General features: G+C 67.1%; 17 protein-coding genes and 1 tRNA gene. 8 read left to right on the forward strand and 10 right to left on the reverse strand.

The genetic code is table 11. The annotated features are described in order from the left end of the window. Positions 1 to 28: 28 nt before the first annotated feature. The 3 genes from J4H85_RS13600 to J4H85_RS13610 form a co-directional block, all read right to left on the reverse strand. Positions 29 to 3,730, reverse strand: coding sequence for an HtaA domain-containing protein (locus J4H85_RS13600; RefSeq protein ID WP_208240737.1), 3,702 nt, complete (start codon positions 3,728 to 3,730; stop codon positions 29 to 31). Between the two features lie 196 nt (positions 3,731 to 3,926). After that, a complete protein-coding gene (locus J4H85_RS13605; protein ID WP_208240740.1) occupies positions 3,927 to 6,896 on the reverse strand; it encodes an Ig-like domain repeat protein in 2,970 nt (989 codons plus the stop codon). 165 nt (positions 6,897 to 7,061) lie between these two features. Further along, the gene (locus J4H85_RS13610; protein WP_208240742.1) at positions 7,062 to 7,820 is read right to left on the reverse strand and encodes a siderophore-interacting protein; all 759 of its coding nucleotides are present in this window, start codon (positions 7,818 to 7,820) and stop codon (positions 7,062 to 7,064) included. A gap of 166 nt (positions 7,821 to 7,986) precedes the next feature. Here J4H85_RS13610 and J4H85_RS13615 point away from each other — a divergent pair, with 166 nt between their 5' ends. Beyond that, positions 7,987 to 8,568 (forward strand): nitroreductase family protein, encoded by a 582-nt coding sequence (locus tag J4H85_RS13615; RefSeq protein WP_307863714.1) that lies wholly within the window; start codon positions 7,987 to 7,989, stop codon positions 8,566 to 8,568. 2 nt (positions 8,569 to 8,570) lie between these two features. On the opposite strand, the gene J4H85_RS13620 is transcribed toward J4H85_RS13615, so the two are convergent. The 4 genes from J4H85_RS13620 to secA form a co-directional block, all read right to left on the reverse strand. Continuing rightward, positions 8,571 to 9,542, reverse strand: coding sequence for a DMT family transporter (locus tag J4H85_RS13620; protein ID WP_307863715.1), 972 nt, complete (start codon positions 9,540 to 9,542; stop codon positions 8,571 to 8,573). Between the two features lie 67 nt (positions 9,543 to 9,609). Beyond that, positions 9,610 to 9,685: transfer RNA gene (locus J4H85_RS13625), tRNA-Thr, on the reverse strand. A gap of 97 nt (positions 9,686 to 9,782) precedes the next feature. Beyond that, the gene (locus J4H85_RS13630) at positions 9,783 to 10,745 is read right to left on the reverse strand and encodes a DsbA family protein (RefSeq protein WP_208240745.1); all 963 of its coding nucleotides are present in this window, start codon (positions 10,743 to 10,745) and stop codon (positions 9,783 to 9,785) included. 53 nt (positions 10,746 to 10,798) lie between these two features. Beyond that, positions 10,799 to 13,588: a preprotein translocase subunit SecA gene (gene secA, locus J4H85_RS13635; RefSeq protein WP_208240752.1), complete on the reverse strand. Its 2,790-nt coding sequence runs from the start codon at positions 13,586 to 13,588 to the stop codon at positions 10,799 to 10,801. Between the two features lie 235 nt (positions 13,589 to 13,823). Here secA and J4H85_RS13640 point away from each other — a divergent pair, with 235 nt between their 5' ends. Then, positions 13,824 to 15,284, forward strand: coding sequence for a catalase (locus J4H85_RS13640; RefSeq protein WP_208240754.1), 1,461 nt, complete (start codon positions 13,824 to 13,826; stop codon positions 15,282 to 15,284). A 66-nt stretch (positions 15,285 to 15,350) separates the two neighbouring features. Here the strand turns inward: J4H85_RS13640 and J4H85_RS13645 are convergent, their stop codons facing one another. Next, positions 15,351 to 17,027, reverse strand: coding sequence for an amidohydrolase (locus J4H85_RS13645; RefSeq protein WP_208240756.1), 1,677 nt, complete (start codon positions 17,025 to 17,027; stop codon positions 15,351 to 15,353). Between the two features lie 202 nt (positions 17,028 to 17,229). Between J4H85_RS13645 and J4H85_RS13650 the strand changes: the two genes are divergently transcribed. The 6 genes from J4H85_RS13650 to J4H85_RS14315 all read left to right on the forward strand — a co-directional run bounded on the left by J4H85_RS13650 (position 17,230) and on the right by J4H85_RS14315 (position 23,366). Further along, complete coding sequence (locus J4H85_RS13650; protein ID WP_208240758.1) at positions 17,230 to 18,150, forward strand: Lrp/AsnC family transcriptional regulator; 921 nt, start codon at positions 17,230 to 17,232, stop codon at positions 18,148 to 18,150. 45 nt (positions 18,151 to 18,195) lie between these two features. Further along, positions 18,196 to 18,975, forward strand: a complete 780-nt coding sequence (locus J4H85_RS13655) for a polyprenol monophosphomannose synthase (RefSeq protein WP_307863717.1) — start codon at positions 18,196 to 18,198, stop codon at positions 18,973 to 18,975. A 22-nt stretch (positions 18,976 to 18,997) separates the two neighbouring features. Continuing rightward, on the forward strand, positions 18,998 to 19,924 hold the full coding sequence (locus tag J4H85_RS13660; protein WP_208240760.1) for an ABC transporter ATP-binding protein: 927 nt from the start codon (positions 18,998 to 19,000) through the stop codon (positions 19,922 to 19,924). Continuing rightward, positions 19,921 to 21,084 carry an ABC transporter permease gene (locus tag J4H85_RS13665; protein ID WP_307863719.1) on the forward strand — a complete coding sequence of 388 codons (1,164 nt, stop codon included), beginning with the start codon at positions 19,921 to 19,923 and terminating at the stop codon, positions 21,082 to 21,084. Before J4H85_RS13660 ends, J4H85_RS13665 begins: the two co-directional genes overlap by 4 nt. Positions 21,085 to 21,169: 85 nt before the next feature. Then, on the forward strand, positions 21,170 to 22,192 hold the full coding sequence (locus J4H85_RS13670) for a bile acid:sodium symporter family protein (RefSeq protein WP_208240762.1): 1,023 nt from the start codon (positions 21,170 to 21,172) through the stop codon (positions 22,190 to 22,192). A 664-nt stretch (positions 22,193 to 22,856) separates the two neighbouring features. Next, positions 22,857 to 23,366 carry an endonuclease domain-containing protein gene (locus J4H85_RS14315; protein ID WP_208240764.1) on the forward strand — a complete coding sequence of 170 codons (510 nt, stop codon included), beginning with the start codon at positions 22,857 to 22,859 and terminating at the stop codon, positions 23,364 to 23,366. Positions 23,367 to 23,582: 216 nt separating this feature from the next. Here J4H85_RS14315 and hpf read toward each other — a convergent pair whose 3' ends face one another. Together hpf and J4H85_RS13685 are read right to left on the reverse strand one after the other, a co-directional pair. Continuing rightward, on the reverse strand, positions 23,583 to 24,215 hold the full coding sequence (hpf, locus tag J4H85_RS13680) for a ribosome hibernation-promoting factor, HPF/YfiA family (protein WP_208240766.1): 633 nt from the start codon (positions 24,213 to 24,215) through the stop codon (positions 23,583 to 23,585). A gap of 114 nt (positions 24,216 to 24,329) precedes the next feature. After that, complete coding sequence (locus J4H85_RS13685) at positions 24,330 to 25,250, reverse strand: ComF family protein (RefSeq protein ID WP_208240768.1); 921 nt, start codon at positions 25,248 to 25,250, stop codon at positions 24,330 to 24,332. Positions 25,251 to 25,366 lie beyond the last annotated feature (116 nt).

The raw sequence follows: 25,366 nt of genomic DNA on the forward strand, positions 1-25,366 counted from the left end.
TCTGGGGTGATGTGGGGTCGGCCGGTGGTCATGCGAGCTGCACCTGGGGCGCAGCGGCGAGCTCGCGACGCTGCCTCACCACCAGCAGCGAGGTGCACGCCGCGATCGCCAGCAGCGCGCCGGCGCTCGCCCACCACTCCCAGGGTGCCATGCCTCCGGCACGAATGAGGTCGCCGATTCCGCCGCCACCGCCGGCGCCGCCTGCAGCGGTCACCGCCGCGACGGTATCGGCAGACGCACGCTCGTCGGGTTCGAGGATCTCGATCTTCGCTCCCGCATCGGTGCTGCCCTGGAAGGTGAGCACGTGATCGCCCGTCCCCTCCTTCGGCAGCGTCCCCGACCAGGTCACGAGGCCGTTCTCGTCAGCCGAAGCCTCGTCATCGAGCACCATGGGCTCTCCGTCGACAGGATCCGTGTACAGCACGACGAGCACGCCGTCGTCCTCAGGTTCGAACCCTGCCGCCTGCGCCTCGATCCGGCCGCCCTCGCGGACCTTGTCCGCCGGGGTGAGCACTTCGAGGCCCTCCGTGGTCGGAGGCGTGGCCGCAGCTGTGTACTGCTTCCCGTCGTCACCGTCCTGGGTCGCGCCGTAGGAGACCCGGCTCGGATCGCCGACGGTGAACGTGAGGTTGTCGAACCCGATCGACTGCGAGGAGTTCAGGCCCATCAGCGACCCGCTCACCGGAACGTTGCTCCAGGTCACTTCGCCGTTCGGCCCCACCGACTTGCTCGCCCCGGACAGGTCGAGGGCGTACGACGCCTTGCCGTACGAGGTGGTGTTGCCGGTGTTGAGTGTCGCCGACGACGCACTGTTCACCGTGATCGACGGGTTCGCGACCTGGAACATGGTCATGCCGTACCCCTTGAACGAGACGACGCCCGAGAACTTCACCGTGCCCGTCTGGCTGCGCTGATCCCAATTACTGCCCTCGGCCTGCGGGAACAACCAGCCGCCGCCGACGCCGCTCGTCTCGATGGTGCCCCCCGCGCAGTGCCGTGACGGAGTGGGGCACCCCGATCCAGACTTCTTGCTCGTGTAATCTGCGAAGTATTGCGACACGCCCCACTTCAGCGAGCCGGCACCGGCGGCACCGCCGGCGGTGCCCACAGCCCGCGGCTCGGCGCGCTTCTGCGACGGGTTCGGAGCCTTCGGATCAGACGCAACAGCTTTCTTCACATTCGGATCGTTGTCCCCAACGGTGAATGTGATGGGATCGAGTGCCGTTCCTGCCTCGTAGAAGCCGCCGAACGCTTCGGCACCCTTCTCCGTCAGCGTTGCTGCCGCATCGGACCACGTCACACTGCTGCCGAATCGGGCGCCCGAGTCGAGCTTGAGACTGGCCACCACGACGTTCTTCAGGTTCAGCTTGCCTCCGACAGCATCCATCCCCTCGAACTTGAGGCCCGTCACGTCGAAAATGAGCTGGGCCTTCGTCGCAGATGTGACCTTGATGCGCGGGTTGAGGAATGTGAGGTTCAGCGCGTGTCCGCCGTCCATTTGGTGACCCTTGAATTGCACCGCTCCGGAGTACTCAACGGTGCCACGGTTCGTCGCTGCGTTCCAGTGCTCGTTTGACACTTGCCTGAACACGAAAGGTTCGCCCTGCGCCCGCTGAGAAGCGCCATCTCGAGCCGAAACGGTGCCGTGCGCGATCGGGCCCGTGACGTACTTCAGAAAACTCTCTTTCACACCCCAGCTCATCGTACCGATGCTTCCGGAGCTCTTCGTGTCGACGGTGACCTTCGTCGTCCCCTGCGATGATCGGTATGCGCGCGAGTCGGTCGGGACGAACGTTGCCGTGAGCATATGGTCGCCTGCCTGCAGGCCACTGACCCGCACCGACGCTTTCCCACCCTTCAACTCCGCGGTTCCGAGGCTCGAACCGTTGCTCGTGAACTGGACGCGTCCGCGAGCGTCGGCGGGAGCGACCGTTGCGGTCAGTGTGACCTCGTTCCCCTCCACGATCGAGGCGCGCGACGCCGAGAGAGTGGTCTGTGTCGCCTTCGGTGACGGGGCTGGCCCCGCCGAGTCTCCGAGTTCCGCCGTGAGGGTGACCGGATCGAGTTCGACGCCCGGATCGTAGAACCCTCCGAACGCGCGTGCCCCCTCCGCCGTGAGGGTCGCCGGTGCATCAGACCAGGTGTAGGTGCTTCCGTCCACATCGGGTCCGTCGAGCGTGAGCGTGGCGAATGGCACGTTCTGCTGCTCGAAGAAGTTGTCGCTGATCGACGTCATACCCGCGAACTCGCGGCTTCTCACGTCCAGGTACAGTGTGCCCTCGCCTGGCGAGGTGATCTCGACGCGGGGTTTCGTGAACCGCATGTCGAGGGCGGGGGCGGTTCTTCCGTCGACTGCCATGCGGTGCCCGGTGAAGTGCACTCCGTCATCAAGGCCGAAGGTCGTATCGAGAGTACTTCCATCGGACATCCCCTTGCCCGACCCTGCGGACCACTTGAACTGGCGATCCGCCGGCCGCATGTTCTCGCTATCGCTGGTCGTCGCGCCGAGCAGCACGAACGCTCCCTTCGCGACCGGTCCCTGCACGTAGCTGCGGAACGACGCCTTCACCCCCCAATCGAGCTGTGCAGCGTCGACGGTGGTCTCGATCGGCGCGTCCTCTCGCTCCGTGACGACGACCTCATCCGCGGCGGAGACCGAGGCGCGAAACGCCTGGGGATCCCGCGGTGTGAAGGCGGCCGTGATCTGGTGGGCCCCTACCGGAAGTGCATCGGTCGACAACGCGGCCGACCCGTTCGCGACCTCGACCGATGATCCAAGATTCCCGGTGCCGAACAAGAACTGCACGCTTCCGGCAGCCTCCCTCGGCGCCACATTCGCTCGGATCCGGAGGGGCTCGCCCACCTCAATCTGTGCTTGTGCAGCCGTGACCGTCGTAGTCGTCTCGGCGATGCCGTCCGACCCGTCCGACCCATCACCAGCGTCGTCCGACCCGTCACCGGAATCGGACGAACCGTCGTCAGCACCTGACGAACCATCACCCGCATCAGCGGAACCGTCGCTGGCATCGGATGACCCGTCGCCGGCATCAGCCGCGCCATCACCCGGGTCGGCCGACCCGCCGTCGGCGCCTCCGGCTGCGTCGACGGGGAGTGTGAACGTCAGCGGATCCAGCACCTCACCGGCCTCGTAGAACCCACCAAACGCGGTCTCACCCTCGTCAGTCAGCGTCGCCGGAACCGCCGCCCAGGTGAACGCCGATCCGTCAGCTGTCGCACCAGCACTCAGATTCAACGTCGCGAAAGGAACGTTGCTCTCCTCGAAGAACTCCTGACTGATCGAGGTCATCCCCTCGAACTTGCGGCTCTTCACATCCAGGTACAGCGTGCCCTCAGTCGCTGAGGTCACCTCCACCCGCGGATTCGTGAACTGCATATCGAGCGCCGGAGCCGTCACCCCGTCAACCGTCATCTCGTGACCGGTGAAGTGCACACCGTTCCCCGCTCCGAAACTCACATCGGCGGTGCTGCCATCCGTCGCGGCAGTCCCCGCACCACCGGACCAGGACAGGTGCTCAGCAGCCGGACGCAGATTCTCCGCGCTCGCCGTGGTGTTGCCGAGCAGCTCGTACGCACCGTGCGCGATCGGGCCGAACAGGTAGCTCCGGAACGACTGCTTCACTCCCCAGTCGAGCGTCGCACCCGCAACCGTTCCATCAGTGGGCGCCGCGTAGGCGGTGGGGGCGGAAACGAACGCCGCTCCAGCAGCCAAGACTGCGGCAAGTCCCGCACCGAGGAGAGCTCGCACGCTCCGCGCACCCCGCGACCGGCGATCAACTCGAATCCTCTGAGTTTCTTCTGCAGACGGAGACACCGACATCACTCCCACCAGTACATTTCTCTCGAACACGGGTGCCCCGCGCGCCGAAGCGTGCGGGGCACCTCACTGTGCATTCTTTCGAGGCCGCTTACTCGCTGAGCGCGATGCTGCGTCGGCGAGCGAGCACCAAGCCCGCCGCCCCGAGCAGGATCGCACCGCCGGCGAACAGGAGACCCAGTTCATGGCCGTTCGAGCCGGTATTCGCGAGGCCGCCCTGACCGGCGTGCTGCTGACCGTTCGCGCCGACCTGACCACCGGTGCTCGCAGGGTCACGCTCATCCTGCCCGCCCTCGTTTGCATCGGCGTCACCGCCGTTGTCGCTACCGGAGGGCGCGTCTGCCGCGATCACTTCGAACGTCGTCGACAGTTCGTCTCCGGTTGCGTCGATGAACACGACCGCATGCTCGCCGACCGCGAAGTCAGCGGGGACGGTCCATCCGGCGGTCACAACACCCCGGGAGTCGGCCGTCTGCTCACCGAGAGCGACGACCTCGGAGCGAACCTCGACCTGGAACGTCTCACCCTCGACGAACGGGCCGGCGGTGAAGACGACATCTTCACCCTGCACGACCTTGCCCGCTGAGTCGCCTCCGTTGATCTTGATCGACGGCTTCGCCGTTACCTTGACGGCCACAGACTCGGAAGAGGAGGCGGCGTAGGCATCGGCATCTGACGGGGTGAACTCAGCGGTCAGGCTATGGGCACCCACGGGAAGGTCCGCGATCTTCAGCGAAGCCGAGCCGTTGTCCACCGGCACGGTCTTCCCGAGCTTCTCGGCGTCATTCATGAACTGCACCGTGCCAGCAGCCTCCGAGGGTGCGACCTGAGCGGCGAGTTCGACCTCGTCGCCATGCACGATCGCATCATCCGAGACCGTCAGCGTCGTCGTGGTGTCAACCGCCGGCTCAGGCGCAGGCTGTGCAACCGTGACCTCTGCGAACGCATCGAGCGAACGATCCGTGACGGACAGACCATGCGCGGCAGACGTCGCAACATGGTAGGTCTTCGCCGGATCCAGCGACCCCGCCGGAACCTTCACCGATGTCGAGAATGCGCCGTCGACGATCTGAGCCGGACGCACCCAACCCTGAGCGATCCACCCGGCGCTCGGCAACGGACCATCACCAGCCCACACACTCTGTTCGCCGAACAGCACGTACGCACCGTTGACCGCACCGGCACCCACGAACCCGGTGCCCGTGACTGTCAGCGTCTGCTCCTCCGCGGGATCGAGGTCCTCAGACGGCGTCACCGAGATCTTCGGATCAGCAACAGCCTTCTTCGCGACCGTCACTTTCACCTCGTTCTTCGACGTCGACGCCTTGAAATCCTTCGCGTCAGCCGGGTTGAACGCCGCGGTAACAACATTCACGCCGACCGGAAGGTCGGACACGTTCAGCTCCGCCGCACCATTGGCAACCGTCACCGGCTCACCCAGGTTCGACCCACCGCTGGCGAACTGCACCGAACCCGACGCCGCCGCAGGCGCGACCGTCGCACTCAAGGTCACCGCGTCACCCTCGGTGACCTCGGCCGAAGTCGCCGCAACCGTCGTCGTCGTCGCCACTGGCTCCGAAACGGCTTGAACGAAGTTCACCGGAACGCTCTGCTCTTGCGACGCATTCTTCACTCCGCCGCCGGGGTAGGTGTACACGCCGTATTCGCCCTCAACGATCGGCTTCTTGCCGTCGTGATCCGCGACCTTGGCGTGCCACTCAAAAGAACCATCGGCGTTCAGCTCGACCCACTGGCCGCGCACGGTGCTCTGGTACTGAGCGGGAACGCTATTGACCGTCGACTCGGTCAGCGCCCAACGCTGAGCGCCAATCGCTCGGGAATCGCTCGGCGCATTGGCCGAAGGCTGCCACTTCTGGGCGAACTCGCCGAAGACGACGTAGACGCCCTGGGGCAGGGTGCTCGGAATCGGTACTCCGCGACCTCCGACGTTCGACCCGGGATCGTAACCGGTTCCCTTCACGACGAGAGTGTCGCCCTCGGAGACCTCGGTGTTCCCGACCGGAGTCGATCCGTCCTCGAGGAACACATCAACCTGAGGCTCCCACGCAACAGGCTCTTCGGCCTTCTCGACAGTCACCGAAACTGGCTCGGAGCTCGACGCAGTGAACACCGAGTCGTCGGACGGCACGAACTCTGCGGTCAAGCTGTGCTCGCCGAGCGTCAGATCGTTCGTTCGCAGCGAGGCGGCGCCGTTGCTGACCGTCTGAGGTTCACCCAGGGTCTCGTCGCCGTCCATGAACTGCACAGTTCCGGCGGCTTCTGCCGGTACGACCTTCGCCGACAGGTCGACCGCGTCGCCCTCGGTGATCTTCGCGGCCGACGCCGTGAGCGTGGTCTGGGTCTCCTGCGCCTCGACCACCTCTTCGATGGGGAGGGAGAATGTCATCGGATCCAGCGCCTCATCGGGCTCATAGAAACTCGCGAACGACTCCGCACCCTCCTCGGTGAGTGTCGTCGGAGCTGCCGTCCAGGTGAACACTTCACCATTCGTGGTCGGCGTACCTAGCTGCACATCAGCGAAGTGCACACCAGCACCCTCGTACCACTCACCCACGGTCGACGTGTCGACGAACTCGCGCCCACGCACATCCACGTACAGCTCAGCCGTCGTCGCAGACGTCACCACGATGCGCGGGTGCGTCAGCTGCAGGTCGAGCACGTACTCGCCGGTATCGCTCGCGTGACCCTGGAACCGGACTCCGTCAGCAGCCCCGAAACTCACGTCAGCGGCAGTGCCGTCCGAAGCCGCGGTACCCTCACCGCCGGTCCACGAGAAGATCCCCGCAGCTGCGTTTGGCGCAGACGACGTCGCGGTCCCGAGGGTCTGAATCGTACCCTTGGCGAGCACCGGATTCTTGATGTAAGAACGGAACGACTGCTTGAATCCCCAGTCGAGCGTCGCATCCGCAACCGTTCCATCAGTGGGCGCCGCGTTGGCCGCGGCAGGGGCGAGCGCGAGTCCGCTTGCGACCAATAATGCGGAGGTGAATGCGCCGACGAGCGAACGCACCTTTCTCCGCGGGGCAGCACTAACTTTCATGCGAAAGTTCTCCTTTTCACAGGCGAGCGCAGGCGCTCCGAGTCTCATCAGATGGAGGTTAGGTAAGTCTTACCTTAATATCCACTGAACATCATGGCTGCTTTCATCTGATGATGCAAGTGCGATTTGGCAGCACGGACGCGCACCCGCCCCGTGATGCGTGATTCACCCCACTTCGCGCCGCTCTTTCCCCATGGAGCGCCCCTCGATCCAGTAGGCGAGGGCGTGAGTATTCGCTCGCGAGGCTCCGTGCCGGTCGCGCAGGATGCGCCGCAGCGACTTCAGCGAGCCGCTCTCCCCCGCCACCCAGACTTGGCGCCCGTCGAGCGGAATCTCCGATGCGTGCAGCGCTTCAGCGAGCGACGCCGCACCCGATCGACGCGCATGCGCGACGACCAGACGAGGGTGCGCGACACTCAGGGCGCGCAGTGCCGCCTCTGCGCAGTCCTCGAGCAGCACGTGAACGTCCGTCCGATCCGGAAGCGATGCCACGATCGTCGCGATCGCCGGCAGCGAGGAGAGGTCGCCGATGGCGACGAGTCCATCACTCTCCGGATCGAGTTCGAATGAGGACGACCCCAGCACCTGCACCGGCAGCGCGTCGCCCACAGCGGCCCGTGACGCCCAGAGCGACCCCGGGCCGTCGATCCCGTGCAGCACGAAGACCACGTCGCACCACCCCGCGGCGTCATCCCTCGCGAGGATCGAGTACGCCCGCTGGTAATCCTGCGCGCCACCGTCGGCGTCGGGAAACCAGAAGCGCGCCCAGGCGGTGGGGGTCGCGTCGATCGCGTCGAGCAGCGTCGGCGCGTGGAACCGGACGCGCACCAACTCGGAGGTGAGCAGCTCGGTCTCGATCACCTCCGCACGATGATCCTTCGCGCCGAGCAGGCTCAGCACAGCACCTTGCACTCCTCGAGCCATTTCGATTCTCCTTCATGATCGACCGCCCGATCGGCCGCCTCAGGACTCCGCCCGAACCGATCAAGCATTCATCTGATGATTCTAATCAGAAGCGGTCGCGGACCGCATCAGCCGCGTACACTGGGGACCGCCACTGCCGAGCGCACACCACTCCGGGAGCCCCTTCGTGACACTGAACTCCGACCCCTGCCCTGCACTGGACGCCGTCCGCGGCCGCAGATCGCACTCCAAAGTCACCGACGAAGCACCGACTTCCGAGCAACTCGCGGAGCTCATCGCACCGCTCTCGTCAATCGCCGACCACTCGGGGATGCGCCCCTGGCGCATCATCGCCCTCCGCGGCGACGAGCGCGATCTCATCGGTCACGCGCTGGCCGAGGCGTCAGGCGGTGAACCCGAGCAGCACGAGAAGTTCGTGAAGAAGGCTCGGCGCGCCCCGCTCGTGCTCGCCATCGTCGCGTGCGTGCAGGACAGCAAGAAGGTGCCGACGTGGGAGCAGGAAGCCGTGGCGTCGGGCGCGGCGCACTTGCTGTCGCTCCTGCTGCATGAGGCGGGCTGGGGCGTCATGTGGCGGACCGGTCTGCAGACCCGATCCGAGGCCGTGCATCGCGCCCACCGGCTCTCCGGCTCGGAGTACCTGCTCGGGTGGCTGTACGTGGGCGGGATCCCCGATCGCGACCGACGCGAAAAGCCGCGGAAGCCGCTTCCGGTCGAGCGCTTCCTCAGCGAGGGCGTCGATCCGGCGTGAGATCAGGCGCGATCGGTCGCACCGGCAGCGCTCGGTCGCGCCGGAAGCGCGGCGATCACCACGGCCACCAGGGCCAGCCCCACGCCCGACAGGAGCGGGATCGTCACCCCGTCCGCCAACGGCACCCACACCTCGAAGACCACTGACCCGACGAGCTGACCCGCGACATTCGACATGCTCAGCAGCAGGACCCCCGCCGTGCGCACGAGGATCGTCGCCAGGGCGATGAACACCACACCGGCGAGCCCGCCGATGTAGAACCACGGCTCCGATGGCCAGCCCGTGGGCCATCCCTGCACCGCGATCGACACCGCCGCCGCGATCGCCAGCACCACGGTTCCCACCAGGAAGTTCACGAACGTCGCGGTGATCGCGCTCTGGGCGGCCACCCGAACGAGACCGTTGACGGCGCTCTGCCACGCCATACCGATGCCGGCGACCACGGGAATGACGATGAGCCACACCGAGCCGCCGTCGCCGCCGAGGATCCGGTCGGAGACCGACACCGCGACCGCGACGATCGCGAGTCCCGTCCCGATGAGTCGGGTGGTCGTCGGGGCGATCCGTCCCCCGGGACCGAGACCGACGCGGTCGATCACGAGCCCGCCGGACACCTGCCCCGCGACGATGCCGACCGTGAAGAGCGCGACGCCCAACACCGTCGCAACGAGTCCCTGGGTCAGCACGAAGAATGCGCCGCACGTTCCGCCGAGCAAGCCCCACACCGGGTACGCTCCCGCAGCGACCTCCCGCCGCAGCTTGACGAGGCCGCGACGACCGCGCGGCACGCACGCGACCAGGACGATCAGGATCACGAGCCCTGACCCGAACGACACCGCCGCCGCGAGATAGCCGTTCTGGAGCTGCTGACTCAGCCCGCCGTTGACCCGCGACTGCGTCGACACCATCATGCCCGCGACACCGGAGACGACGAGCGCGGCCCACACGGGGAATGAAGGTTTCGCGGCGGTCACCAGGCCACTGTACTCCTGCGCAGGCGGTGCGTCGCACACGCCCACGGAGGGCGGCAACAGGATGCCATGGAGCCGGCTATCGGACTCGAACCGATCACCTGCGACTTACAAGATCGCTGCTCTACCAGATGAGCTAAGCCGGCGGAAACATCGGACACCGCGGTGTCCGATCCGGGAACAGTCTAGCTGTTCCCGACGGTCGTCGCGGGCACCTTCAGGTCCCGCGACGACCGTCGAGCATCACTCGGATGCCGCAGAATCGTCGGGCTGGCTGTTCTTCAGCTGCTGCTGCTCGACCTCGCTCTTCACCTTCAACAGGTAGGCCTCGAGGTCGCCATCGCGGGACTGCACCCACTGCTCGCCGTTCACGATGACCGTGGGGGTCTGGCTCAGCGTCTGCGGCTCGTCGGCAGGGATCAGCTGGTTGCCCGCGGCGAGCTGCGCTCCCTCGGCCAGGCCGAGCAGTCCCTGCTCGGTCACGGCCTTGGTGTTCGCCGAGATGAAGCTGGAGAAGCGCTTGTCGCTGACGCAGCTCTCGAGTTCCGACGTGACCTCTGCGCCGGCGAGCTCGGCCTGCTCGAGCAGCTGATCGTCGGTGAGTCCCGAGGTGCCCTCCTGCGGCTGCACCTCTGCGCTCAGCAGACGGTTGTGCACGGCGAAGGCCACGTCGGGCTGCTGCTCGACGAGGCAGCCGAACATGTTGGCCGCGCGAGTCGAGTAATTGGTGCCCTGCGACCGGTTGTCCAGGAAGTTCAGGGGATACACGCGGAGCGTCGCGTCGCCGCCACCCACGTAGTTCTCGAGCATGGTGCCGTAGGTCTGCTCGAAGTTTCCGCAGCCCGGGCACATGTAGTCGACGTAGATCGAGATGTCGAGCGGCAACTCCTCGCGGTCGACCTCCGGGTACTCCCGCGACTGATCCGGTTGCAACGCCGGTGACGCCTCGACCTCGAGGTCGGCGCCGAACACGGCTCCACCCGAGGCCATGTTCTCGGGTCCGGGTCCGGCCGGCTTGAGCGTCTGCGTGAGCACGAGGGCGATGATCGCGACGACCGCGAGCACACCGACGACGATGCCGCCCTGGATGAGGCGCTTGTTGCGCTTCTCGCGCTTCTGCTCGCGCTCACGGGCGACTCGCGCCTGCTCGCGAGCCTGCTGTCGGCGTTCCGTCTTGGTCGGGCGGGCCGGGTTTTCGTTTGCCATGGGGGTCTCCGGTGGTTCCGTACAGCACGCCGCGGTGCAGCGCGCCGGTCGTGCTACTTCTGCGCGCGCCGCTGAGCGCGATTCTGAGGCTCGGGAGCGCTCTCGCCGCCGTCCTGGCCGAACGCGCCACGCTGCTGAGCTGCGGCGGGTCGCGTCTGCGCCTTGCCGCCCTTCTTCGCGCCCTTCTTGGCGGCCTTCGCGGCAGCGCCGCCCTGCGGCTTCCCGTCGGCGTCGCGCACCTCGGTCCCGCCGTCTTCGCTGGGTGCGGTGAAGCTGAGCTTCGCCTCGTCGGGTCCGGTGGTCTCGTCGAGCCCGCCGCCTTCGAGGTGCACGTGATCCTTCGGCCCCTCGGCAGGGCGCACCTGCACCTCGAGGTTATAGAGCAGCCCGAGCGACTCCTCCTTGATCTGGCCCATCATCGCGTTGAACAACTGGTAGCCCTCGCGCTGGTACTCGATGATCGGATCGCGCTGCGCCATCGCGCGCAGACCGATGCCCTCGCGCAAGTACTCCATCTCGTAGAGGTGGTCGCGCCAGCGGCGATCGATGGTCGTGAGCACCACGCGGCGCTCGAGCTCGCGCATCGCCTCGCTTCCGAGGGTCTCCTCGCGCTTCTCGTAGGCGACGATCGCGTCGGAGAGGATCTCACGGCGCAGGAAGTCGCGGCTGACCGAGTTCGAACCGGCCTCCGCGAGCAGCTCGTCGATCGTGATCCCCACGGGGTACACCTGCTGCAGGTCGCCCCAGAGCGCGTCGTAATCCCAGTCGCTGTCGGTGCCGTGCGAATCGATGATCGCCCCGATGACCTGCTCGCGGAACGCTTCGACGCGCGGCTCGATCTCTTCGCCGTCGAGAATCTGGGCGCGGTCGCCGTAGATGGCCTTGCGCTGACGGTCGAGGACATCGTCGTACTTCAGCACGTTCTTGCGAATCTCGGCGTTGCGCGTCTCGACCTGCGACTGCGCGCTCTGGATGGCGCGCGTGACCATCTTCGACTCGATCGCGAGGTCGTCGGGGAAGCTCTCGCGGTTCATGAGCGCCTGCGCGGCACCCGAGTTGAAGAGGCGCATGAGGTCGTCGCCGAGCGAGAGGTAGAACCGGCTCTCACCGGGATCGCCCTGGCGGCCCGACCGGCCGCGCAGCTGGTTGTCGATGCGGCGCGACTCGTGGCGCTCGGTGCCGAGCACGTACAGGCCGCCGACGGCGGTGACCTTGTCGGCTTCCTCCTTCACGGCCGCCTTGACCGCCGTGAAGACCTCATCCCACTCGGCCTCGTACTCGTCGGGCGTCTCGGTGGTCGACAGTCCGCGGGAAGCCATCTCCTGCACCGCGAGGAATTCGGCGTTGCCGCCGAGCATGATGTCGGTACCGCGGCCGGCCATGTTCGTCGCAACGGTGACGGCCTTGAACCGGCCGGCCTGAGCGATGATGGCGGCCTCACGCGCGTGGTTCTTCGCGTTCAGCACCTCGTGGCGGACGCCCTTCTTCGCGAGCAGGCGCGACAGGTACTCGCTCTTCTCGACGCTCGTGGTGCCGACGAGCACGGGCTGACCGCTCTCGTGGCGCTCAGCGATGTCTTCGACCACCTGGGCGAACTTGGCCTCTTCGTTCTTGTAGACGAGGTCGGGCTGATCCTTGCGGACCATTTCGCGGTTGGTGGGGATCGGAACGACGCCGAGCTTGTACGTCGACATGAACTCGCTCGCCTCGGTCTCGGCGGTACCCGTCATGCCGGAGATCTTGTCGTAGAGGCGGAAGTAGTTCTGCAGCGTCACGGTGGCGAGCATCTGGTTCTCGGCCTTGACCTGCACTCCCTCCTTCGCCTCGATGGCCTGGTGCATGCCCTCGTTGTACCGGCGGCCGGCGAGGATGCGGCCGGTGTGCTCGTCGACGATGAGCACCTCACCGTTCAGCACGACGTAGTCCTTGTCGCGCGTGAACAGCGCTTTCGCCTTGATCGAGTTGTTGAGGAACGAGATCAGGGGGGTGTTCACCGACTCGTACAGGTTCGAGATGCCGAGGTAGTCCTCGACCTTCTCGATCCCGGGCTCGAGCACCCCGATGGTGCGCTTCTTCTCGTCGACTTCGTAGTCGACGTCGGGCTTCAACCGCTTGACGAGACGCGCGAACTCGGCGAACCACCGGTTGGCTTCACCCGCTCCGGGGCCCGAGATGATGAGCGGCGTACGTGCTTCATCGATCAGGATCGAGTCGACCTCGTCGATGATGACGAAGAAGTGGCCGCGCTGCACGCGGTCCGTCGCCGACGCCGCCATGTTGTCGCGCAGGTAGTCGAAACCGAACTCGTTGTTCGTGCCGTACGTGATGTCCGCGGCGTACTGCTTGCGACGCTCCTGCGGATCCTGACCCGCCACGATGCAGCCGGTGGTCATGCCCAGCGCACGGAACACGCGGCCCATGAGCTCGCTCTGGTAGGTCGCCAGGTAGTCGTTCACCGTGACGATGTGCACACCCTTGCCCGCGAGGGCGTTGAGGTACGCGGGGAGCGTCGCGACCAGGGTCTTGCCCTCACCGGTCTTCATCTCGGAGATGTTGCCGAGGTGGAGGTTCGCTCCGCCCATGACCTGCACGTCGAACGGACGGAGACCGATCGTGCGCTTCGCCGCCTCGCGCACCGCGGCGAACGCCTCGGGCATGAGATCGTCGAGGGTTTCGCCCTTCTCGAGGCGCTCGCGGAACTCGTTCGTCTCGTTGCGAAGCTCCTCGTCGGTGAGGTCCGCGAACGACTCTTCGAGCGCAGCGACGAGCTTCGTCTGCCGCTGCAGCTTTCTCAGCGTGCGTCCTTCACCTACACGAAGGAGTTTCTCGAGAACTGTCGCCACGTGGTTTCTCCTGTACGTTGCGCCGGCCCGCACGCCGGATTTCAGGCACGCGGGAGAGGTTGCAGAAATGTAACAGCTCCCCACCCTAGCAAGGCTCCGTGCACGCTGTCTGGGGAATCCGAGCCCTCGGGCGGACGTTTCCGCCGAACACTCAGGCTTCATCAGATGTTGTTTTGACTCACTCAAAAAAGCGCTAGGGTGGGGATCACGACCTGCACGCAACGAAAGGGCCACCATGTCCGAGCAGAAGATCACGACCACACAGACCGGAACTCCGATCCCGAGCGACGAGCACTCGCTCACCGTCGGCCCGAACGGACCCACCGTCCTGCACGACCGCTACCTGGTCGAGAAGCTCGCCAACTTCAACCGCGAGCGCGTCCCCGAGCGGAACCCCCACGCGAAGGGCGGCGGCGCATTCGGCGAGTTCGTCGTCACCGAAGACGTGTCGCAGTACACCCGCGCCGCGGTCTTCCAGCCGGGCGCCACGAGCGAGACACTGCTCCGCTTCTCCTCGGTCGCCGGCGAGCAGGGTTCACCCGACACCTGGCGCGACGTTCGCGGCTTCGCGCTCCGCTTCTACACGACCGAGGGCAACCTCGACATCGTGGGCAACAACACCCCCGTCTTCTTCATCCGCGACGCGATCAAGTTCCCCGACTTCATCCACTCGCAGAAGCGACTCGGCGATCGCGCGCTTCGCGATCCCGACATGCAGTGGGACTTCTGGACCCTCTCGCCCGAGTCGGCCCACCAGGTGACCTACCTCATGGGTCCCCGCGGCCTCTCCGAGAACTGGCGCCACCTGAACGGGTACGGGTCGCACACCTACCAGTGGATCAACGCCGACGGCGAGCGCTTCTGGGTGAAGTACCACTTCATCTCGCAGCAGGGTGTCAAGCCGATGTCCCCTGAGGCGGCAGAGCAGATGGCCGGCCAGGACGCGGACTACTACCGTCGCGACCTCTTCGAGGCGATCGAGCGCGGCGACTACCCGGCCTGGGACGTCTACGTGCAGGTCATGCCGTACGAGGAGGCGAAGACCTACCGATACAACCCGTTCGATCTCACGAAGACCTGGTCGAAGCAGGACTACCCCCGGATCAAGGTCGGCACGTTCACGCTGAACCGCAACCCGGAGAACTTCTTCGCCCAGATCGAGCAGGCGGCGTTCTCACCGGGCAACCAGGTGCCGGGCACCGGCATCTCCCCCGACAAGATGCTGACGGCTCGCGTGTTCTCCTATAACGACGCGCACCGTCACCGGATCGGCTCGAACTTCAACCAGCTTCCGGTGAACCAGCCGCACGCGACCGAGTCCCACAATTACATGCACGAGGGCCACATGCAGTACCACTTCCCGCCGTCGGAGCAGCGTGCCTACCACCCGCACTCCTACGGCGCTGCAGGAGGCCCGGCGCCGGACCCGCAGGCGGGTGTCGAGGCCAGCTGGGAATCCGACGGCGAGCTCGTGCGCGCGGCCTACACGCTGCGTCAGGACGACGGCGACTTCGTGCAGGCCGGCATTCTGTACCGCGAGGTCTTCTCCGACGAGGAGCGGTCGGGCATCCAGGAGGTGCTGCTCGGGCAGGCGCAGTCGATCACGGTCGACCGCATTCGCGAGCAGTTCTTCGCCTACTGGACGAACGTGGACGCGAACCTCGGCGCCACGCTCCGGGACCGCTTCTCCGCGTAACCCCGGGAAGCCCGAAGGGCCCGCCTCCGCAGTGCGACTGCGGAGGCGGGCCCTTCGGCGTAGAGATCAGGCGTCGCGGGTGTACACCTGCGCGCCGCCGACCCAGGTCTCGAGCACTGACACGGCGGCGAGCTGCTCGACCGGGGTCCGGTACGGATCCGCGTCCAGCACCGCGAAGTCCGCGCGCTTGCCCGGTTCGATGGAGCCAAGGTCGTCTTCACGACCGAGCGCCCGTGCCGCCGAAATGGTGTGTCCGCGCAACGCGGTGTCGACGGAGACGCCGAGCGAGTCGGGGCCGAGCTGCGTGCCGCGTCGGGTGACTCGGGAGGCTGCCGCCTGGATCGCCTCCATCGGGCGCGGATCCGCGACGGGCGCGTCCGAGGAGATGGTGACCGGGACCCCGGCGCGCTCGAACTCGCCCAGCGGGTTGAAGCGCTCCCCCGGTGTCCCGATCGCCTGCTCCACACCCTCACCCCAGTTGAAGTGGTGCTGCGGCTGGTTCACCGGGTAGATGCCGGCGACCCGCATCCGCTCGATCTGCTCCGGCGTCGGCAGCCCGCAGTGCTCGATACGGTGCCTGGCATCGGCGTCGGGGCGCTCGGCAAGCGCCTCCTCGATCGCGCCGATCACCATTTCGAGCGCCGTGGGCGACTGCGAGTGGGTCGCCGTCTGCAAGCCCACGCGGTGCGCCTTCTTGATGAGCTCGGTGTAATCGCGGGGGTCGTGGTAGAGCTGACCGGTCCGGCAGGGATCGCCGACATAGCCGTCAGGGAAGTAGGCCGTCCACCCGCCGAGCGTGCCATCCGAGTAGAACTTGATGCCGGCGAAGCTCAGGTGCTCGTTGCCGAACTGCCCGTGCAAGCCCATCTCGATCGCCTCGTCAAGCAGGTGCGACAGCAGGTACATGCTGACGCGCACCTTGAGGTCGTCGGTGTCGGCGAGGCGGAGATACATGTCGAACTCGCGGCGACTCACCTGAGCATCGCCGATGGTCGTGACTCCGCCGGCGAGGAAGTTCTCCTGCGCTGCCGCGAGCTGACGCCGATGCTCCTCGGGCTCGTCGGCGAGGTGGAAGTTGGGCCCGTGGTGCCCGATCTTCACGCCCTCGAGTCCGGTCAGCACGTTGCACGCGGCGTCCGAGAGCTCCCCGGTCAGCTCGCCGTCGGCGTCGCGGAAGAACTCGCCGCCCTGCGGGTTCGGCGTCTCCTTCGTGACCCCGTGCAGATCGAAGGTGAAACTGTTGACGACGCCGCCGTGCCCCGACGCGTTCATGAGGTACACCTCGCGGTCGGTCGCCACCTCGTCGAGCTCGAACCGGGTGGGGTGCCGCTGCTCGATGAGGTTGCGCTGCTCGTAGCCGTACCCGCGAATCGGCCGACCGGCGGGGATCTCGCGGGCCGCTTCCTGCAGCAGCGCCACGATCTCCGGAATCGATCCGGCGCGCTCGGGTCCGCAATCCACCCAGCTCATCATCTGTCCGAGCATGAGCGGGTGCGCGTGGGCGTCGATGAAGCCGGGAACGATGACGGCGTCGCCGAAGTCCTGCACCTCGGGGTCCATCGGGCTGAGCGTCCCGGCGGTGTCGCGGCACTCCGCCAGCGTGCCGATGCGGCGCACGCGGTCCTCGAAGACGAGGAAGGCCTCGGGCCGGGCACCGGTCTCATCGAGCGCGTGGATCGCGCTCGCGGTGACGATGATCGGCGCCCGGTCTTCTCGGGCTCGGGTGAAGGCGAGTTTACGCATCGGTTCTCCTGCGGAACGCTCTGCATGCAGAGGGGTGGTTCTGAACCCCGTCAATGTACGCCGACGAGGTCACGGCGCGCAATCGATCGTGCGGTCCGCACCCACCCCTCACCACTGTTCTGTACACTCGTCACGGCGCAAGGGTCACTCCCGCATCGATGCGCGACCTGGTCACCGCACTTCTGAGAGAAACTGCTGACACATGACACACGATCACTCCTCCGGGTCCGTGCACCTGCGCGGCGACGGGCCGGACGCCGCACTGATCCGCGCCCTGCACGCCGCGCCGCGCGCCAGCGTCTCTGAGCTCGCGGAGACGGTTCACGAAACCCGGGCGACCGTATCGACGCGTCTGCGCGAACTCGTCGACTCGGAAGCCATTCGCGTCACCGCCGCCGTGAACCCCGGTTATCTCGGACTCACGGTGATCGCGCACATCTCGGTCGCCTGCCACACCTCCATCGCCGAGGTCACGGAGTACGCGCGGGAGCGCGATGAGATCGTCCTCGTCTCCGCGGTTTCCGGTCAGTACCACTGCGTCATGGAGGCCAGAGTCCGCACCCACGAAGACCTGCAGCGTCTGCTGCGGGAATTCAGAGAGCTCCCCTCGGTCGCGAAGCTCTCGACGCTCATCTACTCGCGCGTCCTGCGGGGCGCCATCGCGCACGACACGTTCTCGCCCGTCACCGTCGACCGCATCGACACCCAGATCATCGGCCTACTGCGCGCCGACGGGCGTGCAAGTCTGCGTTCGTTGGCTGACACCGTCTCGCTCTCCCCTTCAGCGGTGCGGATGCGCCTGCGGCGTCTGCTCGACTCGCGCGTCGTGAAGATCGGCGTCGTCGAGGCCAGCGGGCGCCGAGGTGCACGCATGCTCATGGGCGTCGGGATCGGGATCGGCGCGGGCGGCGACGGAGTCGCCGCGGCCCTGCGCAACGATCCGGCCGTCGACTTCGCCGCAGAATCCGTCGGCGAGTTCGATGCCATCGCCACGATCTCGGGCGCGACATCCGTGGCCCTGCTCGAGGGCGTCGAACGCTTGCGCCGCCTGCACGGCGTCGTCCGGACCGCCACGTGGTCGCACCTGCAGACCATCAAGGAGGACTACACGAGCTTCGGGTGACCGGCGCTCAGCCTCAACCCGCTCGACGTGCGCCAAGATGGAGGGGTGAGCGACCACGTGGATCCCGGCGCCGACGCCGACCGCGTGGGCGCAGACGCTCTGGTGATCCTGCCCACCTACAATGAGGTCGCCTCGCTCCGCGACGTCGTATCGCGAGTCCTGGAGATCGCCCCGGCCGTGCGGATCCTCATCGTCGACGACGCAAGTCCGGACGGCACGGGCGCCCTGGCCGATGAGCTCTCCACCGTCGACGAACGGATCTCCGTGATCCACCGAGCGGGCAAGCTCGGACTCGGCACCGCGTACATCGCCGGTTTCCGTCAGGCGATCGCAGCCGGCTACCACCGCGTCGTCGAGATGGACGCCGACGGTTCGCACCTCCCGGAAGAGCTTCCGCACCTGCTCGCCGTCGACGCCGACCTCGTCATCGGATCGCGTTGGATCCCCGGCGGTCGCATCGTCGGTTGGCCGCGGCACCGCCGCGCCATCTCGCGCACCGGAACCGTCGTCGCACGACTCGCGCTGCGATCCCGACTCCGCGACATCACCAGCGGCTATCGCGTCTTCAGCGTGGACGCCCTGCGGGGTCTCGACCTCGACGCAATCACGTCCCGGGGCTATGGATTCCAGGTCGAGATCGCGTGGACGCTCGAGCGCACCGGCCACCGCCTCGCCGAGGTGCCGATCACTTTCGTGGAACGGGCGAGCGGACGATCCAAAATGACGATCGGGATCGTGTGGGAAGCCCTCACCGGCGTCCTCGGGTGGGGACTCGCCCTCAGGATCAGGTCGCGCCGCGAGCGGGGCGCCCGCCCACCTCGATAGGTTGGACTCCGAGAGGAGTCGAATGATCCAGGTGCAGGGAGTCTCGCGGAGCTTCGGCGACCGTCTGGTCCTCGATGACGTCGGCTTCGACGTCATCGGCGGGCGGATGACCGGGTTCGTCGGCGGCAACGGGGCGGGCAAGACCACCACGATGCGCATCATCCTCGGTGTGCTCTCGTCAGACCGGGGCACCGTGCAGTTCGACGGTCACGAGATCACCCGGCAGGATCGCGCGCGCATCGGCTACATGCCCGAGGAACGCGGCCTGTACCCGAAGATGCCGGTACTCGACCAGCTCGTCTACCTCGGACGCCTGCACGGCATGTCCACCGCGGCCGCCACCGCGTCGGCCACCGCCCTGCTCGACAGGCTCGGTCTCGCGGAACGCGCGAAGGACACCCTCGAGAGCCTCTCGCTCGGCAACCAGCAGCGCGCGCAGATCGCCGCGGCGCTCGTGCACGAACCCGTCGCTCTTGTGCTCGACGAACCCTTCTCCGGCCTCGACCCGATGGCCGTCGAGGTGGTGCTCGGAGTGCTGCGCGACTACGCCGAGCGTGGCGCGCCCGTGCTCTTCTCCTCCCACCAGCTCGACATCGTCGAACGGCTCTGCGATGACGTGGTCGTCATCGGAGGCGGCCGGATCCTCGCTCAGGGCTCGCGCGAAGGACTGCGCGCCGAGCACTCGGAGCACGAGTATGAACTCGTGCTCGACCCGCGAGGGGAGTCGGCCGACACCGATCTCGCGTGGCTCGACGCGTCGCCCGGCATCGATCTGCGCGCGTCCCCGGTCCCCGGCACCGCTCGGTTCACCGCGGACACCGATGATGCGGCCCAGCGAGTCCTCACCCAGGCAGTGCACCGATCCACCGCAGGCACCGGCGCTCCCGTCCGCAGCTTCACGCCCGTCACCCCGACGCTCGCGCAGATCTTCAGGGAGGTCGTGCAGTGAACGCGCACCCGAACACCCCGTCGCCCGCCACCGCATCGCCGTCTCCGGCACGCGCCATGTGGCTCATCGGTCAGCGCGAGATCACCACGCGACTGCGCAGCAAGGCATTCGTCATCTCGATGTCGATCTTGATCTTCGTGATCCTCGCCGGGGTCGTCGGCGGCGGCATCGCCTCGCAGATCATCGGTGACGAACCCGACTCCACGAGCATTGCGATCGTCCCCGACGAGAGCGCCACCCTGGACTCGGCTCCCCTCGACGCCGCCGCGCTCGAGACCAGCGGGTTCGCCGTCACCGAGGTCGCCGACCGATCCGCCGCCGAACAGCTCGTGCAAGACGGGGACGTCGACGCTGCGGTCGTGCCTGGCGGAGGCAGCTCGGTCGGCCTCACCGTCATCGCGCTCACCGACCCCCCGGCCGACCTCGTGCAGGCCCTCTCCGCCGCCCCCACCGTCGAACTGCTCGGCACACCGGACGACGACGGATTCAACATTCTCGGCTACCTCGTCGCCATGGGATTCGGCATGGTCTTCTACGTCAGCGCGCTGACCTTCGGCACGACCATTGCGCAGAGCGTCGTCGAAGAGAAGCAGACCCGCATCGTCGAGATCCTCCTCGCGACGGTGCCGGCGCGGATCCTGCTCGCCGGGAAGCTGCTCGGCAACATCATCCTCGCCATCGGCACCGTCGTGCTGACGTTCGCGCTCGCCGCGATCGCGATGTTCGCGACCGGACAAGACATCCTGCTCGGGGACCTCGGCTCCTCCATCATCTGGTTCGCCGTGCTCTTCGCCTGCGGGTTCGCGCTGCTCGCCACCATGTACGCCGGAGCCGCCTCGCTCGTCTCACGGCAGGAGGACATCGGATCCGTCACGAGCCCCGTCATGATGCTCGTCATGATCCCCTTCTTCATGGTGATCTTCTTCTTCGACAACGAGCGCGTCCTCGCCATCATGAGCTACATCCCCTTCTCCGCACCGGTCGGCATGCCCGTGCGGCTCTTCATGGGAGGCGCGGAATGGTGGGAACCGTTCGTCTCGCTCGGCATCGTGCTCGCGACCATCCTGCTGCTCGTCAGAGTGAGCGCCCGCATCTACAGCAACTCCATCCTCCGCACCGGAGCGCGCGTGTCGCTGAAGGACGCCGTCAAGCGCGGGTAAGGCGTCCCGCGCGGGCTGAAGGGGCGCTCGGCGCGGGCGATGCTGATACTCCGAGCCGATCTGAGTCTGTGCCAGAGTAGTCCTCATGCCTTCGACCGACCCCGCAACCGCAGAGACACGTCCCTCCGCGGCGAGCGCCTCCCCGACCGCACCCGCTGCCGACCGGACCGCCCGCGTTGCCGTCACCGTGTTCCCCCTCCTGGTGCTCGTGGCCGGAGTGATCGGATTCACGCTTCCCGGCCCCTCATCGACGCTCGCCCCCGCGGTGCCGTGGCTGCTGGGCGCGATCATGTTCTGCATGGGCCTGACGCTCACCCTTCCCGACTTCGCCCGGATCGCCAAGCGTCCCTGGATGGTACTCATCGGCGTGGTGCTGCAGTACGGGATCATGCCGTTCCTCGCGTGGATCATCGCCCTCACGCTGCAGCTGACGCCTGAGCTCGCGGCCGGCGTCATCCTCGTCGGCTGCGCGCCTGGCGGAACCGCGTCGAACGTCGTGACCTACCTCTCCCGCGGCGACACCGCACTCTCGGTGACCGTGACAACCTGCTCCACGCTGCTCGCGCCGATCGCCACGCCGCTGCTCACGCTGTGGATCGCCGGCGCGATCCTCGAGGTGCCGTTCCAGCCGATGATGATCTCGATCCTGCAGACAGTGCTCATCCCCGTCATCGGCGGCCTGCTGGTGCGCATCGTCTTCCGGTCGCTCATCGTCAAGATTCAAGGCGTCTTCCCGTGGCTGTCGACCATCGCGATCTCGCTCATCGTCGCGGCCGTCGTCGCCGGCAGCGCCGACCAGATCGTGCAGGCCGGACTGCTCGTGTTCGTCGCCGTCGTGCTGCACAACGGGCTCGGGCTGCTACTCGGCTACCTCGCGGCATGGGCGATGCGCATGACCCAGCGCGAACGACGCGCCATCAGCGTCGAGGTCGGCATGCAGAACTCGGGTCTCGCGGCCTCACTCGCCGCCGCCCACTTCTCTCCCCTCGCCGCGCTGCCAGCCGCCGTGTTCTCGGTGTGGCACAACCTCTCCGGAGCCCTCTTCGCGATGATCATGGGACGCCGCCCGGTCACCGACGAGCCCGTCGAGGTGGGTGCGGGGCGCTAGCGGGATGGCGCGCCGGCGTGGCGCTGCGCCGTCGTGCGCGCTGCGCCGTCCAGATTGCAGATGTACTGGCTTCAACGGAGTCGAAGGGTGCGCGAGCGGGATCTCGGTGGGGGAACGGGCCAGGCGCGGGCGACGGCGATAGCGATCTTTCGTCCCCACCTCCCGAAGGTGCCACCGTTACGGCGTGCCGTGCACATGTTCCGACAAACAGCTGGGTTCTCCTGATGCGAGCGGGAGTCTTGAAAGTATGCCTGCCCCGCTCACGCCGGTCCCCGACGATCTCCCCTTCGCTTTCACCCCACGCGAAGCGGAGCACCTGGGAATCGGAAGGAACGTCCTGTCGCACCCGCGCTTCGACCGACCGTTCCGAGCAGTTCGTGTGCGCGGCGACGTGTCGCACACGGCGCTCGTCGGGTCAGCGAGGCTCGAATTCCTCGCGCGGAGTTACGCGCCGAGGCTTCGAGCGGGCGAAGTGTTCAGTCATGGGACCGCGCTCGTGCTCCTCGGGTGCCCGATACGGTCGCCTGAGGCGCTCGATGTCGCCTCGCCACCGCCGCTCACGCCACCACGCTCACGTGGCGTTCAAGGACACCGGGTCAGAGTTGCCATCGGGAGCGCCTCTGGGAGGTGGGGGCTCCCCGTCGCTGCCCCCGCGGAGGCGGTGGTGCAAGCTGCCGCAGCGCTGCCGTTGACAGAACTGGTCGTCGCGATCGACTTCCTGGTGACCGATCAGAGCTCGAGGACTCATCTGCGAGGCGGTGCACGCACCTCGCTCGGTGAACTCTGCAAGAAGGCTGCCGGGCCCTCCCGGGGTGTGCGCGTCTTACGGCGCGCACTGCAGGTCGCACGGGTGGGCTCGGCATCGCGCATGGAGACACTGCTGCGACTGGTGCTCGACGACGCCGGCCTCGAGCACCACTTCACGTTGCAGCGCGACATCTTCGATGAGCACGGATGGATCGGACGCTTCGACCTCGTCTGCTCGGCGCATCGCCTCATCGTGGAGTACGACGGCGAGCAGCATCGAACTTCACGCGAACAGTACGTGCGCGACGAGTACCGCCTCGACCGGGTGCGTGAGGCCGGGTATCGCGTGCTGCGGTTCCGCGCCGATGACGTGCTGCGCACCCCGCACACCGTCGCGGATTGCGTCGCCGCAGCGCTCCGCGATTGAGCGAGGCGCCGAGATCGCTGTTCTACTGGCTTCGCCTGCGCTGAAGGGTGACTTCGCGCAATCTCGACGAAGGGGCGGAGCCGGACGCGTGGGGCGGAGCCGCACACCCACACGCGACCCCGCACACCCACACGCGACCCCGCACACCCACACGCGACCCCGGACACACATCGGGGGCGAACCCGGTGATCCGGATCCGCCCCCGATGTGACGCGCTCAGTCTTCGGCGAGCGCGATGACGCCGTAGTTCCACCCCTTGCGGCGGTACACGACGCTGGCCTTGTCGGTTTCGGCGTCGACGAAGAGGAAGAAGTCGTGTCCGACGAGTTCCATCTGGTCGACTGCCGCGTCCACCGTCATCCGCTCGGAAGGGAACTCCTTCTTGCGGATCACGACCGGACTGTACTGCTCCTCCTGCGACTCCCCGGTCACGGGAGGAGTATCGCCATTGGCGATGGCCTCGAGCGTCTCCACTGAGGCGGGAGTGATGTCGACTCCCTCGAAATCATTGGCGGCGACCTCGCTCAGCGAGGGGAGGGCGCGACCCTTGTGCACTTTGCGACGATCTTTGGCGCGGCGGATGCGCTCGAGCACGCGCCCGTAGGCGAGGTCGAACGCCGAGTACTTATCGCCTCCGGAGGATTCGGCCCGAATCACGGGGCCCGGCCCGACGACGGTGATCTCCACGCGGTCGCCGTTCTGGGGGCTGCGCTCACTGAGCCGGGAGACTCTCACCTCAAACGCTTGAGCCTTCGGCAGAAGCACCGACACCTTCTCCGTCTTCGATCCCACGTAGTTCTCGAAACGATCGGTGATACCGACGTTCCGTCCGCGGATGTTCACGTCCATGGTGACCTCCCTTGTGATTCAGGCGAGTGCGCCAAAGCGGCGCATCCTCACGCCTTTCGAAAACCATACTCCCTCCGCGTGCGCGCTTTCCACCCGACTTCTCGGGCGGCATCATCACGCCGGATCCGAACCCCGATCGGCATCGCCGCCGCGCGTGTCGCGCCGCTCCACCCGACAGACAGAGACGATTGCGACGACTTCGGCGCCGGCCGCTCGAAGCGTTTCGCATGCAGCGGTGACCGTCGCTCCGGTCGTCACCACGTCGTCGACGACCACCACGCGTCTGCCCCGCACACGGGCTCGTGCACCTCGTCGCACGGCGATGCGCTGCGCGTTGCGCACCCGTTCCGATGAGGTGAGCCCGACCTGCCCCGTGCGTCCGGGGAGCGCACGAAGGGCGCGCACTGGGCGTCGCGGGACATCGAGCACGGCGCCGCTGGAGAGGCGTCCATCCGGCCGACGCAGCGCGCGCACGGCGTGACTCAGGATGACCTCGACGTGGCGGTACCCGCGTTGCCTGACACGAGCGGGTCGCGAGGGGACGCAGACGATGAGCGGTGCTCCGGCTGGTCGACGACTCGGAGCGACCCCGGCCTCGACGGAGACCTCGACCTCGACCGGCGCACCATCGTCGGGTGGCTCGGAACCCACCTCCTCGAACGCATCGGCGAGCGTGCGGGCGAGCAGAGGTCCGAGTCGACGGGCGAACCCGACGCGACCGGCGTGCTTCAACCCGACCAGAAGTTCCCGCTGCACACCCGCGTACGGGGCCGCGGCGAAGCACGGCACCTCGGGCATCTGCCGGCGCGCCCTCGGAGGACCCTGCGCGGCCTCGCTCGACCCTGCTGGCACGTTCCCCCGAGGTACGGGCCGCGAAGTGGCCAGCCGTTCCACCTCGGCTGCGCACGCGTCGCAGAGGTCGCGATCGGGGGCTCGGCACCCCACGCACTCCGTTGGCCACAGCAGTGCGAGCAGATCGAGCCAGACACTGCGAACGACGGTGAGGGTAACGGCGAGCGCCGGGGTGCGGGTCATGGGTCCAGGCTGCGGCACGGTGATCCGCGCGTTACGCACCGCTCGTCGGATGGGGACGAATCAGCCCGCTTCGACAGCCCGGGACGAACGGGGAGGACGAGGGAACCGACGAACGG

This window comes from Leucobacter tardus (assembly GCF_017583045.1).
Classification (GTDB): Bacteria; Actinomycetota; Actinomycetes; order Actinomycetales; family Microbacteriaceae; genus Leucobacter; species Leucobacter tardus.